This is a genomic window from Knoellia terrae, assembly GCF_048606435.1.
Classification (GTDB): domain Bacteria; phylum Actinomycetota; class Actinomycetes; order Actinomycetales; family Dermatophilaceae; genus Knoellia; species Knoellia terrae.
In genome coordinates this window covers 103,618-119,455 of the sequence record NZ_JBMBWH010000001.1, presented here as the reverse complement: position 1 = coordinate 119,455, position 15,838 = coordinate 103,618, and the positions used below count along the sequence as shown (strand labels likewise).

The window sequence follows — 15,838 nt, the reverse complement described above, 5'->3', positions numbered from 1 at the left end:
GACTTCTGGCGAACTGACCGGCCGGCCGCCGGCGCCGCGGACGAGGTCGTCGGCCGCGGGTGGGCGACCGGTGGACGTGGCAGAACCTTGTCATGACGTGGCGGCCACGCCCCTGTTCTCCGTGCGGGGCGGCCTGTCAGGATCGACCCCATGACGGACGACGTGGCGGTGGGCTCCTCGACGGGCCCGTTCACCGGCGACCCGCCCCGCCGCCCGATCCACCGCGCGTGGATCGTCGCCGGTGTGACCCTCGCCGGGCTCGTCGCGGCGGCGGCCTTCCGCTCCTCCACCGGGGTGCTCCTCGAGCCGGTGGAGCAGGAGTTCGGCTGGTCGCGCACGACGACCTCGGGGGCGGTGAGCCTCAACCTCGTGCTCTACGGGCTGACGGCACCCTTCGCCGCCGCCCTGATGGAGCGCTTCGGCATCCGGCGCATCGTCACGGTCTCGCTCATCGCCGTGGGGCTCGCCTCCGCGGCGACGACGCTGATGACCTCGGCCTGGCACCTGTGGGTGCTGTGGGGCTTCGTCATCGGCATCGGCACCGGCTCGATGGCGCTCGTCTTCGGCGCGATCGTCGCCAACCGCTGGTTCGTGTCGCACCGCGGGCTCGTCACCGGCATCTTCTCGGCCGCCAACGCCACCGGCCAGCTCGTCTTCCTGCCCGCGATCGCGTATGCCGCGACGCAGCACGGCTGGCGGTCCGCCGCTCTCGTCGTGGCCGGGCTCGCCCTCCTCGTGTCGGTGCTCGTCGCCCTGCTGCTGCCGGACCGGCCCTCCGACCGGGGTCTGCTGCCCTACGGAGCGACCGCGGAGTCCGAGCGCGAGGCCTCCGAGGCGCGGGTGGCGGCGGCGTCACGGCCGGTCACGTCGCCGGGCCGCACGGCCGTGGCCGTCCTCGGGCGGGTGAGCCGGACCTGGACGTTCTGGGCCCTCGTGCTGACCTTCTGGGTGTGCGGCTGGTCAACCAACGGGCTCATCCAGACCCACTTCATCCCGGCCGCCCACGACCACGGCATGGGGACGCAGACCGCGGCCGGGCTGCTCGCGCTCGTCGGCATCTTCGACATCGCGGGCACCATCGCGTCCGGGTGGCTCACCGACCGGGTCGACTCCCGCGTCCTGCTCGCGATCTACTACGGCGGCCGGGGGCTGTCCCTGCTGGCGATCGACGCGGTGCTCGCGCCAGACGTCCAGCCGGGGCTGTGGGTCTTCATCGTCTTCTACGGCCTCGACTGGGTGGCCACGGTGCCACCGACCGTGGCGCTGTGCCGGCAGCACTTCGGGCTCGCCGACTCCGGGATCGTCTTCGGGTGGGTCTTCGCCTCCCACATGGTCGGCGCCGGGGTGGGGGCCTCGATCGCGGGGTGGGTGCGCACGTCGTCGGGCAGCTACAGCTCGGCCTGGCTGCTCGCGTCGGGACTCTGCTTCGCCAGCGTCGTGGTCGCCCTCTCGATCCCCCGCCGCCGCGACACCTCGACTTTCCCGCCGGAAGTGGCTTCCTCTCACTCCGCCTGACGTCCGACACCAAGCCGGGTGAGAGCTGGTCAAGCGAAGTCACTCACGCCGCCGTAGCCGCGTCCAGTCCTGCGCGAATCTTGGCCGCCACAGCACCGGGGCGCTCCAGGTCGGCCCACGTGATCCGGACGACCGTGTACCCGAGCGCCCGAAGCCTGTCCTCGCGCTTCTTCTCGGCCCACAGCGTCGCGGGGTCGCCATCGGCGAACTTCACCTTGCCGTCGAACTCGACGACGACCGTGGTTCCTTCAACCCGCCAGTCCACCCGGGCGACCAGCACCCCACGCTCATCTCGCACCTCCACCTGCGGCACTGCCCGTATGCCGGCCATCGCCATCGCGACACCGCACCGGGACTCGCCCACGGACTCGCGTCGCGCACAGGTGAGACTCGTCATCGACCGCGGCTTGTGCGCGCCCGGCCACCGGTCGACCAGCGCGAGCGCCGCCTCCAGGTCTGTGGCCGTGCAGAGCCCCCGGCGCAGCGCGTGGTCCGCGCTGACCACCCCGGGCTCGATGCCGTGGTCCAGCGCGAGCTGGACGAGCGCTTGCGCCGGGGACAGCGCGGGTCCCCAACTGGTGTCCACGGCATCCCCGCGCAGAGGGCGCACGCGGATCCCGCGGACGCCGGTCGAGCGTGCGATGGGCCGCAGGATCGCCGGACGGGCGAGGTCGCAGCCCCACACGTCGAGACCGTGCGCGAGCACGGCCGTCACTCCGGTGAGGACGAGGTCCGGGTACAGAAGTCGTGCACCCTGGGCGAGATGTCGATGCCACGCCGCCGGTGAGGACCTGTCGACCAGGGACGGCACGGCATACATCGCATGGAAGGGGTGGAGCAGCACTTTGTCGCGGACCGACCGGGTGAGCGAGGCCTTGTCCATGCCGGCGCGCATGGCCTGGCTCGTCGTGAGCATGCCCAGCTGCGATGCTGCGAGGTCGAGAAGGATCGGGTCGAGAGTGGCCATGAACCAACCCTGCGACCGGCGGCGTCGGGGCGTCAGCGCGCCTCGCCGGATCTGTGGACGGCCGCCGGGCGCTCAACTGGCTGTGGACGACCGAGTGCGCCTGACGAGCTCTCACCTCGCTTGACATCGGACATCATGCGACGTGAGAGGAACCCACTTCCGGCGGGAAAGTGGGGTCAGGAGGTGCGGTCGGTGACGGACGTGGCCAGGGCGAGCAGGGCCGTCTTGGCCTCGCTCTCGCGGAGCGACACGAGGGCCTCCTGGGCCTGCACGCCGACGGCGCGGGTCTCGGCACGCGCCTTCTCGAGCGCCGGGTGCACGCGCAGCAGACCGAGCGCCTCGTGGAGCTCGGCGTCGTCGGTCAGGTCGGAGCGCAGCAGCGCCTGCAGTCGCGCGTCGGCCGGGTCCGTCGAGGCCAGCGCGTGCAGCACGGCGAGCGTCCGCTTGCCCTCGCGCAGGTCGGTGCCGGGTGTCTTGCCCAGCTCCTCCTCGGAGGACTCGATGTCGATGAGGTCGTCGGCGAGCTGGAAGGCCATGCCGAGGCGCTCGCCGTAGACCCGCATCGTCTCGACGACCTCGTCGGAGCATCCCGAGAACATCGCGCCGTAGCGGGCCGCGGTGGCGATGAGCACCCCGGTCTTGTCCTCGAGCACGCGCAGGTAGTAGTCGCTCGCGGCCTCGCCCTCGGGCGCCTGCCGGGCGTCGCGGATCTGCCCCGTGCAGAGGCGGATGAACGTCTCCGCCTGGATGCGCACGGCCTCCGGACCGAGGTCCGCGACCAGGGCCGACGCGTGCCCGAAGAGCAGGTCACCGACGAGGATGGCGGTGGAGTTGCCGTATGCCGTGTTGGCTGTGGGCGTCCCGCGTCGCAGGTCCGCCTCGTCCATGACGTCGTCGTGGTAGAGCGAGGCGAGGTGGGTCAGCTCGACGGCGGCCGCCGCCGCCACCACGGCGTCGTCGACGCCCTCGCCCAGCTCCGAGGCGAGGATCGTCAGCATCGGCCGGAAGCGCTTGCCACCGGCACGCAGCAGGTGCACGTTGGCCTCGGCGATGAACGGGTCGCCGTGGTCGATCCGCTCCTCGATGAGCGCCTCGACGCGGGCCAGCCCGTCGGTGAGCCGCTGCTGGAGCCCGGCCGAGACCTCGGGCAGGGCGAGCGTCACTGGAGGAACTGCGACACCCGACCGGTGAGGTCGAGGATCGGGCCCGGGACGACACCGAGGATGACGGTGCCGAGGGCTCCGACGGTGATGGCGACCGTCGAGGCGATCGACGGCGTGAGTGCGACGACCTCGTCACCGGACGGCTCGGTGAAGTACATGAGCACGATGATCCGGAAGTAGACGAAGGCCGTCACCGCGGAGGCGAGGACGCCGACGACCACCATGACGACACCGGCCAGGCCACCGTGCGCGACGGCCGGGGCGAAGGCGGCGAACTTGGCCGTGAACCCGGACGTGAGCGGGATGCCCGCGAAGGCCAGGAGGAGCAGCGCGAAGATGCCGGCGACCACCGGGTGGTTGCGACCGAGGCCGGCCCACTGCGAGAGGTGCGTCGCCTCGGAGCCGCCGGAGCGGACGAGGGCGACGATGGCGAAGGCCGCGATCGTGGAGAGGCCGTAGGCGACGAGGTAGAACATCACGCCGGAGATGCCGGTCACGTCGAAGGCCAGGACACCGACGAGGATGAAGCCCGCGTGCGCCACCGACGAGTAGGCGAGCAGCCGCTTGATGTCGGTCTGGGTCACGGAGAGGACGGCGCCCACGACCATGGTCAGCACGGCGACGGCCGCGACGCCGAGGCGCCACTCCAGCCTCGAGGCCTCGACCCCGACGTAGGCGAAGCGCAGGATCGCACCGAACGCGGCCAGCTTCGTCGCGGCGGCCATGAAGCCGGTGACCGGGCTGGGCGCACCCTGGTAGGCGTCCGGCGTCCACGAGTGGAACGGCACGGCGCCGACCTTGAAGAGCAGGCCGATGAGCACGAGGACGACGCCGGGGAGCAGGAGGCCCTCGTAGGCGCTGTTCGACGTCGTGATCGCGGCGGCGATGGCCGCAAGGTCGGACGAGCCGGCATACCCGTAGAGGAGCGCAGCACCGAAGAGGAAGAACGCCGACGAGAAGGCACCGAGCAGGAAGTACTTCAGCGACGCCTCCTGCGACAGCAGGCGGCGGCGGCGGGCCAGCCCGGTGAGGACGTAGAGCGGCAGCGACAGAACCTCGAGCGCGACGAACATCGTGATGAGGTCGTTGGCCGAGACGAACATCAGCATCCCGAAGACCGCGAACATCGTCAGCGGGAACGCCTCCGAGGTGGCGTACCCCGCGCGGTCGGCGGCGACCTCTGCGGGCGAGCCCGGCGTCGCCGCGCCCATGGGGGTGAAGGCGTCGGCCGAGCGGCCGCCGAAGCGCTCCGACATCGTGAGGACGCCCAGGATGCCGAAGACGAGCAGGCTTCCCTGCAGGAACAGCGCCGGTCCGTCGATGGCGATGGAGCCACCGGCCGTCACCGCCTGGTTGTCGACCGAGAGCAGGACGAGGACGACGAGCGCCGCGACCAGCGCGACGAGGGTCAGGCCGACCTGGATCGTGTGGCGCAGGTGCCGCGGCGCGAAGGCCTCGATGAGCACCCCGACCAGCGCGGCGCCCACGACGATGAGCATCGGTGCGACGGCGGCGTACTCGACCGTCACGGCCTCGAAGGCCGTGGGCAGAAGGGCGGTCACTGGGCACTCCCGGAGGCGTTGGTCGGCGCCGGGTCACTGACGCCGACGAGGTCGAGGGTCTGCTTCACGGCGGGGTTGACGAGGTCGAGGACCGGCTTCGGATAGAACCCGAGCAGCAGGAACGAGGCGATGATCGGCGCCACGACGAGCTTCTCGCGCAGGCCGAGGTCGCGCGGCTCGCGCCCCTCGACGAAGACCGGGCGCGGTCCCGTGAACACGCGCTGGTACATCAGCAGGATGTAGAGCGCGGCGAGCACGATGCCGAGCGTCGCGATGACGGCGGCCACCTCGTACCGCTGGAACGTCCCGGTCAGCACGAGGAACTCGGAGACGTAGGACGACAGGCCCGGCAGGGCCAGCGACGACAGACCGGACACGAGGAAGGTCCCAGCGAGGACGGGCGTGACCCGCTGCCAGCCGCCGTAGTCGGCGATGCGCTGGGAGCCGTGGCGGGCGATGAGGAAGCCCGCGATGAGGAACAGCCCGGCGGTCGCGAACCCGTGGTTGATCATGTAGAGCGAGGACCCCGCGCCGGCGGTCGACGTCATAGCGAAGATGCCGAGGACGATGAGGCCGAAGTGGCTGATCGAGGTGAAGGCGATGAGCCGCATGATGTCGCGCGAGCCGATCGCGAGCAGGCCTCCGTAGAGCACCGAGATGACCGCAAGCGTGAGCACGACGGGGGTCGCCCACTGCGACGCCTCGGGGAACATGCCCAGGCAGAAGCGCAGCATCCCGAAGGTGCCGACCTTGTCGAGCACACCGACGAGGAGCACGGCCGTGGCCGGTCGGGACTCGGAGGCGGCGTCGGGCAGCCAGGTGTGGACCGGCCACATCGGCGCCTTGATCGCGAAGGCGATGAAGAAGCCGACGAAGAGCCAGCGCTGCGTCGTGGTGGACCCGGTGACGCCACCCTCGAGGCTTTCGTAGAGGAAGCCCTGCTCACCGCCCGGGCCGGCGAAGTACACGCCGATGACGGCGACGAGCATGATGAGCCCGCCGACGAGCGAGAAGAGGATGAACTTCACCGCTGCGTACTGCCGGCGCGGGCCCCCGAACAGCCCGATGAGGAAGTACACCGGGATGAGCATGGCCTCGAAGAAGACGTAGAAGAGGAAGACGTCGCGCGCAGCGAACACGCCCACCATGAAGGTGAGCAGCACGAGCATGAGCGCGAAGTAGGTCTTCTCCCGGCTCCCCCGGACGTCGTCGGCCTCACCGTCGAGGTCGCGCCAGGCCGCCAGCAGGCACACCGGCGTGAGGATCGTCGCCATGACGATGAGCGAGAGCGCGATGCCGTCCACGCCGAGGGCGTAGGAGACCCCGAACTGCGGGATCCACGAGTGCGTCTCGGTGAGCTGGTAGCGCCCAGCGGAGTCCGAGCCGTCGAAGCGGGCCCAGGCGAGCAGGGCCAGCCCGAGGGTGACGAGCGAGGTGGCCAGCGCGATGGGCCTGGCCAGGCGCGCGGACCCTCCCGGCAGCAGCGCGACGACCGCCGCACCGACGAGCGGCACGACCATCAGGATCGTGAGCAGGGGGAAGCCGGACATCAGTTCATCACCCACAGGGCTCCGAGGACGGCGACGACGCCGGTGAGCATCGTCAGGGCATAGGACCGGGCGTAGCCGGTCTGGAGGCGGCGCAACCGTGAGGACGCCCCGCCGATGGACGCGGCCAGCGAGCCGGCGAGCCCGTCGACCCCCTTGCCGTCGGTGAAGACGAGCGCGCGGGTGAGGTGGGTGCCGGGGCGCATGAAGAGGCCCTCGTTGATGGCGTCCTGGTAGAGGTCGGCGCGAGCGGCCTGCGTCACGAGCGAGCCGCGCGGCGCCGTCGCCGGCACCTCGTCCCGCCAGTAGAGCATCCACGCGTAGCCCGCGCCCGCGGCGATGAGCAGCAGCGTGAGGCCCATGATGACGGGCACCGCGAGGACCGGGTGCTCCTCACCGTGCTCACCGACGACCGGCTCCAGCCAGTGCGAGAACATGCCGCCCCACGACAGGACGAGGCCGAGCACACCGGAGCCGACGGCGAGGACGATCATCGGGATGGTCATCGTGAGCGGCGACTCGTGCGGGTGGTACTCGCGCTCACCCTCACGCGCGTCGACCCAGCGCCTCTTGCCGTGGAAGGTCATGAAGAACAGGCGCGACATGTAGAAGGCGGTGATCCCGGCACCGATCATGGCGACGCCGCCGAAGACCCACGGACGCCAGCCCTCCCCGATGAATGCGGACTCGATGATCTTGTCCTTGGACCAGAAGCCGGAGAACGGCGGGACCCCGAGGATGGCGAGCCAGCCCAGGCCGAAGGTCACCCAGGTGATCTTCATGGCCGTCGAGAGACCACCGAAGCGACGCATGTTCACCTGGTCGTTCATGCCGTGCATGACCGAGCCGGCGCCGAGGAACATCCCGGCCTTGAAGAAGCCGTGGGTGACGAGGTGGAAGATCGCGAACGCGTAGCCGACCGGGCCGAGCCCCGCGGCGAGCATCATGTAGCCGATCTGGCTCATCGTCGAGGCGGCCAGCGCCTTCTTGATGTCGTCCTTGGCGCAGCCGACGATCGCGCCGTAGAGCAGGGTGATCGCCCCGACGATCGCGACGGCCAGCTGCGCGTTGGGCGCGGCGTCGAAGATCGTGTTCGACCGGACGATGAGGTAGACGCCGGCGGTGACCATCGTCGCCGCGTGGATGAGCGCGGACACGGGGGTCGGGCCGGCCATCGCGTCACCGAGCCAGGACTGCAGCGGGAACTGCGCCGACTTGGCGCAGGCGCCGAGCAGCAGGAGCAGGCCGAGCGCGGTCATCGCGGTCGAGCCGGCCTCGCCCGCACCGGCGTGCACCGTGGCGAAGTCGACCGCGCCGAAGGTGAAGAACATGAACATGATCGCCACGGACATCCCGACGTCACCGACACGGTTGACGAAGAAGGCCTTGTTGGCGGCCGTCGCGTAGGCCGGGTTGTGGTTCCAGAAGCCGATGAGCAGGTAGGACGCCAGGCCCACGCCCTCCCAGCCGACGAACAGCAGGAGGTAGGAGTCGGCCAGCACGAGCAGCAGCATCGACGCGACGAAGAGGTTGAGGTAGGCGAAGAACTTGCGCCGGTCCGGGTCGTGCTCCATGTAGCCGATGGAGTAGACGTGGATGAGCGAGCCGACGAACGTGATGAGCAGGACGAACGCCACCGACAGCTGGTCGACGAGCAACCCGGTCTCGAGCTGGAACTGCCCGGCGGGGACCCAGTCCCAGCCACCGACGTGCGCCGGACGCTCCTCCGCGCCGCGGCCCACCATCGCGAGGAGGATGAGGAAGCCGAGCACGAAGCTGGCCCACGACAGCACGGTGGCGAGCAGGTGCCCCCACGCGTTCGTGGCGCGGCCCCCGAGGAGGAGGACCGCGGCGCCCAGCAGGGGCAGCCCGACCAGGAGCCAGGCGTATGCCGTGAGGCCGGTGGCCGCGGCCACCTCGCCCTCCGCGGCGACGAGCTGAAGAGTTGAGTTCACGAGTGCGGGCCCCTTCAGAGCTTCAGCAGGTTGGCGTCGTCGACCGAGGCCGAGCGTCGGGAACGGAAGATCATCATGATGATGGCCAGGCCGACGACGACCTCCGCCGCGGCGACGACCATGACGAACAGGGCGATGACCTGTCCGTCGAGGTTGCCGTGCATGCGCGCGAAGGTGACGAACGCGAGGTTCGCGGCGTTGAGCATGAGCTCGACGCCCATGAAGACGACGATCGCGTTGCGCCGGGTGAGGACGGTGGCACCACCGAGGACGAAGAGCAGGGTCGCCAAATAGACGTAGTTGATGAGGCTCACGGTTGGTCCCCCTTGATGACGTGGCTCCCGGGTTGCGGGATGGGGCCGGGCTCGCCGTCGTCGGCGACCTCGCGCTCCATCTCGTCGGAGGCCTCGATCCACGGAGTCGCGGAGGCGACCTGTCCGCGGGAGGTGAGGACCCGCGACACCGACTTCTCGCTGGGCGTGCCGTCGGGCAGCAGGGCCGGGGTGTCGACCGCGTTGTGGCGGGCGTAGACACCCGGAGCCGGCAGTCCGGCGAGGTTCTCCCCGGAGCGGACCCGGCGCTCGCTCCACGTGCGCTGGCTCGGCGCGGCGCCGAGGCGCTCGCGGTGGGCGAGGACCATGGCCGCCAGGGCCGCGGTGATGAGCAGCGCCGAGGTGGCCTCGAAGACCCACACGTAGCGGCCGAAGATCAGCTCCGCGACCCCGGAGACGTTGCCGGTCTCGGCGTTGATGGCGTCGAGCCGGTCGGCGGGGGCGTCCCCGACGGTGATCCGGCCGATGGCGCCGACGAGCAGGGCGCCGAGGCCGAGCGACAGCACGGCCGTGGCCGCACGCTGCCCCTTGAGCGTCTCGACGACGCTGTCGGAGGAGTCGACGCCGACGAGCATGACGACGAAGAGGAAGAGCATCATCACGGCGCCGGTGTAGACGAAGATCTGGATGACGCCGAGGAAGTCCGCGCCCTGGGCGAGGTAGAAGATCCCGAGGACGATCATCGTCAGGGCCATGCCCAGGGCGGCGTGGACGGCCTTGCGCGCAAAGATCAGGCCCAGCGCTCCGGCGACGGCAACCGGGGCGAGGACCCAGAAGAGGATCGCCTCACCTGTGCTGGTCATGCGAGGACCTCCTGAGGACCCGAGTGAGGAACGAGCGAGGCCCGGAAGGGCGACGAGCATGACCCAAGGAACATGGTCATGAGGACACCTCCTGACCGGCGGCGCGGGAGTGGTGGCCCTCGACCCACGCCTGCTGCGTGGTCGTGGCCTCGGAGACCTTGCCGAGGTAGTAGTCGCGCTCCTCCAGGCCCTCCACCATGGGGTGGGGCGGCGTGGCCATCCCCCCCTGCAGCGGCGCGAGCAGCTGCTCCTTGGTGAAGATGAGGTCGGCGCGGTTGTTGTCCGCCATCTCGTACTCGTTGGTCATCGTCAGCGCGCGCGTCGGGCAGGCCTCGATGCACAGGCCGCAGAAGATGCACCGCAGGTAGTTGATCTGGTAGACGCGGCCGTAGCGCTCACCGGGCGAGAATCGGCCGGCGCCGCCCTCGGAGTCGTCGTTGTTGGCGCCCTCGACGAGGATCGCGTCGGCCGGGCAGGCCCAGGCGCACAGCTCGCAACCGACACACTTCTCCAGACCGTCGGGGTGACGGTTGAGCTGGTGGCGGCCGTGGAAGCGCTGCGCTGTGGGGCGCTTCACCTCGGGGTACTCGGTCGTGGCGACCTTGCGGAACATCGTCGCGAAGGTCACCCCGAACCCACCCACGGGAGCGAAGAGGTCCGAGAGGAACCCGCCCTTCTTCTGGTCGTCAGCCACGAGTGGCCTCCTTGTCGGCGTCGGGCGTGGCGGCATGGGACCCGGTGGACTGCCTCACCGGGTCGGCCTCGGGAAGGGCAGGGGCACCGACCCGCGCGGTCTCGCGCAGGCGCTGGCCGGGCAGCGGCGGCACGACGAACCCACCGGCATACGGGTCGATCTCTTCGGGCGGAGCGGCCGCCGCTGCGGCTTCCCTGGCGAGGGCACGGTTGTCCCACCACCAGCCGAAGGCGAGGGCGGCGACGGCGACGAGGCCGACGATGGCCAGCGACGCGACCGGGAAGCGGCGGCCCGCGACCTCGAGGGCGGCGTCACCGAACCAGCCGTTCTGGGCGCCGCGGAAGAACGCGACGAGCACGACCCAGCCGAGCGTGGCCGGGATGAGGAACTTCCAGCCGAACCGCATGAACTGGTCGTAGCGTGTGCGCGGGAGCGAGCCGCGCAGCCACACGAAGACGAACATGAACATCCAGAGCTTGATGGTGAACCAGAGCAGGCCCCACCAGCCCTCGTTGAACATGCCGTCGTTGATGGCCGCGATGCCGGGAGGCGCCTGCCAGCCGCCGAGGAACATCGTCGTCGCCAGCGCGGCGACGGTGAACATGTTGATGTACTCGCCGAGGAAGAACATGGCGAAGCGCATCGAGCCGTACTCGGTGTGGAAGCCACCGGTGAGCTCGCCCTCGCCCTCGGCGAGGTCGAACGGGAGGCGGTTGGTCTCGCCGACCATCGTGATGACGTAGACGAAGAAGCTGAAGAACGCCGGGATGATGTACCAGACGTTGCCCTGGGCGCCGACGATCTGCGAGGTCGACATCGAGCCGCTGTAGAGGAACACGGCGACGAGCGAGAGGCCCATCGCGATCTCGTAGGAGATCATCTGGGCCGACGAGCGCAGGCCACCCATGAGCGGGTACGGCGAGCCCGAGGACCACCCGGCGAGCACGACGCCGTAGATGCCGATGCCGGCGATGGCGAGCACGAAGAGCACGGCGATCGAGGAGTCGGCCAGCTGCAGCGGGGTGCGGTGGCCGAACATGCTCACCTCACCGGCGAGCGGGATGATCGCGAAGCCGATGAAGCACATCGTCGCGGTGATGAGCGGCGCGAGCGTGAAGACGAACCGGTCCGCCTTGGCGGGGGTGTTGTCCTCCTTGAGCATCGACTTCATGCCGTCGGCCAGCGTCTGCAGCAGGCCGAACGGGCCGTTGCGGTTGGGGCCGGGGCGCTGCTGCATGCGGCCGATGACCCTGCGCTCGAACCAGATGACGAGCAGGGTCGAGACGAGCAGGTAGACGAAGATGATGAGCGCCTTGACCAGCGACAGCCACCACGGGGTGTCCGAGAAGTCGGCCCGCGGGTTGTCCTTGCCCTCCGCTGTCAGGGACCCCAGCGCCTGTATGCCGGTCAGTCCCGTGTCGGCGAACGTGCCGGCGACGTGCTGGAGGTTCACGAGCGTGCTCATGCTGAGTCCACCTTGTCGAGCTTGGTGACGGAGACGCGGATGCCGGGGGCGTCCGCGAGCGTGCCCCGGAGGTCACAGCCCGCGGAGTTGGTCGGGAGCCAGACGACGTGGTCGGCCATCTCGGTGACGGTGACCGGAACCGTGACCGTCGAGGTTCCCGCGTTGACGGTCACCGCGTCGCCCTCGACGACGCCGAGGGACGCGGCCGTCGTCGCCGAGACCTTGGCGGCGGCCTTCGGGGCGGTCCCTGCCAGGAACGGCTCGCCGTCCTGGAGGATGCCCCGGTCGAGCAGGTGACGCCAGGTCGCGAGCACGAGGTGACCGTCCTCGGCGCTGGGCACCTCGCCGGCATCGACGGACGGGGCGGCGATGCGCGCGCCGGTCCCGGGACCGAGCCGCTGCATCTCGGAGCGGATCTCGGTGACGGTGCGGCACCCGAGGAACTCGCCCATCTCGTCGGCGAGCATGTGCAGGGCGCGGTGGTCACTGACGAAGCCGGTGTCGAGGGCCTGCGCGAAGGGACGCACCCGACCCTCCCAGTCGACGAACGCTCCGGACTTCTCGGCATGGGCGGCCACCGGCAGCACCACGTCCGCGACGGCGGTCACGGCCGACTCGCGGATCTCGAGGGAGACGACGAAGGGCGCCTCGAAGGCGGCGACGGCGTCCGCGCGACCGAGGTCGAGCGGGTCGACCCCGCCGACGACGAGGGCGCCGAGCTCGCCCGAGCGGGCGGCCTCGAGGATCGCGGCCGCGTCACGGCCGGGGGCGTCGGGCAGTCCGTCGAGCTGCCAGGCCGAGGCGACCTCGGCACGCGCAGCGGCATCGGCGACGGGGCGCCCACCGGGCAGCAGCGTCGGGAGGGCGCCGGCCTCGAGGGCACCGCGCTCCCCCGCACGACGCGGGACCCACGCGAGGCGGGCGCCGGTGGTCTCGGCCAGGCGGGCCGCGGCGCTGAGGGCGCCGGGCACGGTGGCGAGCCGCTCACCGACGAGGAGGATCGCGCCCTCGCCGCGCAGCGCCTCGGCGGCGTTGCGGACCATGTCGGGACCCTCACCCGCCGCACCACTGGCCGACCCCTTGCCCAGGGCGTCCAGCACCTCGGGCTCCGTGCCGGGGGCGGTGGGGATGAGGTGGCCGGAGACCTTCTCGAGGCCGCGGGTCGCGACCGGCGAGACGGCATACACGACGGTCTTGTTCCTGCGGGTCGCCTTGCGCAGGCGCAGGAAGACGATCGGGCTCTCGTCCTCGGGCTCGAAGCCTGCGAGGACGACCGTCTTCGCCGACTCGAGGTCGGCGTAGGTGACGGGCCCGCCCGGGGTGTCCGAGGGACCCGTCGCGACGACGTGCGAGGCGAGGAAGTCCGCCTCCTCGGCCGAGTGCGGACGGGCGCGGAAGTCGATGTCGTTGGTGCCGAGCACCGCACGGGCGAACTTCGAGTACGCGTAGGCGTCCTCGGCGGACAGCCGGCCACCGGTCAGCACGCCGACACCGGAGGCGGCCCGCAGGCCCTCGGCAGCGGCCTCGAGGGCCTCACGCCAGGACGCGACCCGCAGCTCGCCGTCGACGCGGACCATCGGGAGCTGGAGGCGGGCGGGGGTCTCGGCGTACTGGAAGGCCCAGCGGCCCTTGTCGCAGTTCCACTCCTCGTTGACCGCCGGGTCGTTCTGGGCCATGCGGCGCAGGACGTTGCCGCGACGGTGGTCGGTGCGCATCGAGCAGCCGCTCGCGCAGTGCTCGCAGACGCTCGAGGTGGAGACAAGGTCGAACGGGCGCGCCCGGAAGCGGTAGGCGGCTCCGGTGAGCGCGCCCACGGGGCAGATCTGGACGGTGTTGCCCGAGAAGTAGGACTCGAACGGCTTCTCCTCGTAGATGCCGACCTGCTGGAGGGCACCCCGCTCGACCAGCGCGATGAACGGGTCACCGGCGATCTGGTCGGAGAAGCGGGTGCAGCGCGCGCAGAGCACGCAGCGCTCGCGGTCGAGCAGGACCTGGCTGGAGATGTTGATCGGCTTGGGGTAGGTCCGCTTGACGTCCTCGAAGCGGCTCACCGCGCGGCCGTTGCTCATCGCCTGGTTCTGCAGGGGGCACTCGCCGCCCTTGTCGCAGACCGGGCAGTCGAGCGGGTGGTTGATGAGCAGCAGCTCCATCACGCCGTTCTGGGCCTTCTCGGCGACGGGCGAGGAGTGCTGGGTCTTGACCTGCATGCCCGGCGAGACCGTCATCGTGCAGGACGCCTGCGGCTTCGGCATGGCCCGCAGGGTGCCGTCCGGGCCCGGGGTCGAGACGTCGACGAGGCACTGGCGGCAAGCGCCGACCGGCTCGAGCAGCGGGTGGTCGCAGAAGCGCGGGATCTCGATCCCGATCTCCTCGGCCGCCCGGATGACGAGGGTGTTCTTGGGCACGGCGACGTCGATGCCGTCGATGGTGAGCTCCACCATCTCGACGGCGGGCTTCTGCCCGGGGTCGCCCGGCTGGTCCCCCTTGGGGGCCTTGGCGGTCTTGTCGGTGGTCACACTCATGCGGTCACGCGGTCCTTGTGGAAGAGCGTCGACTCACGGGAGTCGAACGGGCAACGGCCCTCGGTGAGGTGGGCGATGTACTCGTCGCGGAAGTACTGGATGGAGCTCGTGATCGGGCTCGTCGCACCGTCGCCCAAGGCGCAGAAGCTGCGGCCGAGGATGTTGTCACAGATGTCGAGCAGCTTCTCGAGGTCCTCCTCGTCGCCCTGCCCGTGCTCGAGCCGGCCGAGGATCTGCTTGAGCCACCACGTGCCCTCGCGGCACGGCGTGCACTTGCCGCAGGACTCGTGCTTGTAGAAGTCGGTCCAGCGGTCGACTGCGCGGACGACGCAGGTCGTCTCGTCGAAGATCTGGAGCGCGCGGGTGCCGAGCATCGAGCCCGCCGCGGCGACCGACTCGAAGTCGAGCGGGGTGTCGAGATGCTCGGCCGTGAACAGCGGCGTCGAGGACCCACCGGGCGTCCAGAACTTCAGCTGCTTGTCGGGGTCGCGCATGCCGCCGGCCATGTCGAGCAGCTCGCGCAGTGTGATGCCGAGGGGTGCTTCGTACTGGCCCGGGTTCTTGACGTGTCCCGAGAGGCTGAAGATGCCGAAGCCCTGCGACTTCTCGGTGCCCATGTCGGCGAACCACTCGTGGCCGTGCAGCAGGATCGGCGGCACGGAGGCGATGGACTCGACGTTGTTGACGACGGTGGGCCGGGCGTAGAGGCCTGCGACCGCGGGGAACGGCGGCTTGAGGCGCGGCTGGCCGCGACGGCCCTCGAGGCTGTCGAGCAGCGCCGTCTCCTCACCGCAGATGTAGGCGCCGGCGCCGGCGTGGACGGTGACCTCGAGGTCGAAGCCGGACCCGTGGATGTTCTTGCCCAGGTGCCCGGCCGCGTAGGCCTCCTCGACGGCGCGCATCAGCCGGCGGTAGACGTGGACCACCTCACCGCGCAGGTAGATGAAGGCGTGGTTGCAGCCGATCGCGAAGGACGTGATCGCCACGCCCTCGATGAGGAACTGGGGCGCCGCCATCATGAGCGGGATGTCCTTGCAGGTGCCCGGCTCGGACTCGTCGGCGTTGACCACGAGGTAGCGGGGGCCGCCGTCCGGCGGGGGCAGGAAGCCCCACTTCATGCCGGTGGGGAACCCGGCACCACCACGGCCGCGCAGGCCGGAGTCCTTGGTCAGCTGGACGAGGTCGGCGGGCGCCATGCCGAGCGCCTTCTTGAAGGCCTGGTAGCCCTCGTTCTTCTCGTACGTCTCGAGCGTCCAGCTCTGGGGGTCGTCCCAGAACTTGGTGAGGATCGGGGTGAGCGTGGTGGTCATCGC

At 70.5% G+C, this 15,838-nt stretch carries 12 protein-coding genes; 1 reads left to right on the top strand and 11 read right to left on the bottom strand.

Annotated elements, in window-relative coordinates:
• The first annotated feature begins 150 nt into the window (after positions 1–150).
• Positions 151–1,515 (top strand): MFS transporter, encoded by a 1,365-nt coding sequence (locus ACOJV9_RS00590; RefSeq protein ID WP_420183240.1) that lies wholly within the window; start codon positions 151–153, stop codon positions 1,513–1,515.
• 43 nt (positions 1,516–1,558) lie between these two features.
• Here ACOJV9_RS00590 and ACOJV9_RS00585 read toward each other — a convergent pair whose 3' ends face one another.
• From ACOJV9_RS00585 to nuoF, 11 genes are all read right to left on the bottom strand, one after another.
• Positions 1,559–2,482 carry a hypothetical protein gene (locus tag ACOJV9_RS00585; protein ID WP_420183239.1) on the bottom strand — a complete coding sequence of 308 codons (924 nt, stop codon included), beginning with the start codon at positions 2,480–2,482 and terminating at the stop codon, positions 1,559–1,561.
• A 176-nt stretch (positions 2,483–2,658) separates the two neighbouring features.
• Positions 2,659–3,645: a polyprenyl synthetase family protein gene (locus ACOJV9_RS00580; protein WP_420183238.1), complete on the bottom strand. Its 987-nt coding sequence runs from the start codon at positions 3,643–3,645 to the stop codon at positions 2,659–2,661.
• Positions 3,642–5,207, bottom strand: coding sequence for an NADH-quinone oxidoreductase subunit NuoN (nuoN, locus tag ACOJV9_RS00575; protein WP_420183237.1), 1,566 nt, complete (start codon positions 5,205–5,207; stop codon positions 3,642–3,644). Before nuoN ends, ACOJV9_RS00580 begins: the two co-directional genes overlap by 4 nt.
• Positions 5,204–6,757 (bottom strand): NADH-quinone oxidoreductase subunit M, encoded by a 1,554-nt coding sequence (locus ACOJV9_RS00570; protein WP_420183236.1) that lies wholly within the window; start codon positions 6,755–6,757, stop codon positions 5,204–5,206. Before ACOJV9_RS00570 ends, nuoN begins: the two co-directional genes overlap by 4 nt.
• A complete protein-coding gene (gene nuoL, locus ACOJV9_RS00565; protein ID WP_420183235.1) occupies positions 6,757–8,709 on the bottom strand; it encodes an NADH-quinone oxidoreductase subunit L in 1,953 nt (650 codons plus the stop codon). Before nuoL ends, ACOJV9_RS00570 begins: the two co-directional genes overlap by 1 nt.
• A 14-nt stretch (positions 8,710–8,723) precedes the next feature.
• Positions 8,724–9,023, bottom strand: coding sequence for an NADH-quinone oxidoreductase subunit NuoK (gene nuoK, locus ACOJV9_RS00560; RefSeq protein ID WP_420183234.1), 300 nt, complete (start codon positions 9,021–9,023; stop codon positions 8,724–8,726).
• Positions 9,020–9,844: an NADH-quinone oxidoreductase subunit J gene (locus ACOJV9_RS00555; protein ID WP_420183233.1), complete on the bottom strand. Its 825-nt coding sequence runs from the start codon at positions 9,842–9,844 to the stop codon at positions 9,020–9,022. The genes nuoK and ACOJV9_RS00555 overlap by 4 nt, the downstream gene beginning before the upstream one ends.
• A gap of 76 nt (positions 9,845–9,920) precedes the next feature.
• A complete protein-coding gene (gene nuoI / locus ACOJV9_RS00550; RefSeq protein WP_420183232.1) occupies positions 9,921–10,574 on the bottom strand; it encodes an NADH-quinone oxidoreductase subunit NuoI in 654 nt (217 codons plus the stop codon).
• Positions 10,531–12,003: an NADH-quinone oxidoreductase subunit NuoH gene (nuoH, locus tag ACOJV9_RS00545; RefSeq protein ID WP_420183231.1), complete on the bottom strand. Its 1,473-nt coding sequence runs from the start codon at positions 12,001–12,003 to the stop codon at positions 10,531–10,533. Before nuoH ends, nuoI begins: the two co-directional genes overlap by 44 nt.
• A complete protein-coding gene (locus ACOJV9_RS00540) occupies positions 12,000–14,525 on the bottom strand; it encodes an NADH-quinone oxidoreductase subunit G (RefSeq protein ID WP_420183230.1) in 2,526 nt (841 codons plus the stop codon). The genes nuoH and ACOJV9_RS00540 overlap by 4 nt, the downstream gene beginning before the upstream one ends.
• Positions 14,522–15,835 carry an NADH-quinone oxidoreductase subunit NuoF gene (nuoF, locus tag ACOJV9_RS00535; RefSeq protein ID WP_420183229.1) on the bottom strand — a complete coding sequence of 438 codons (1,314 nt, stop codon included), beginning with the start codon at positions 15,833–15,835 and terminating at the stop codon, positions 14,522–14,524. Before nuoF ends, ACOJV9_RS00540 begins: the two co-directional genes overlap by 4 nt.
• Positions 15,836–15,838: the final 3 nt, after the last annotated feature.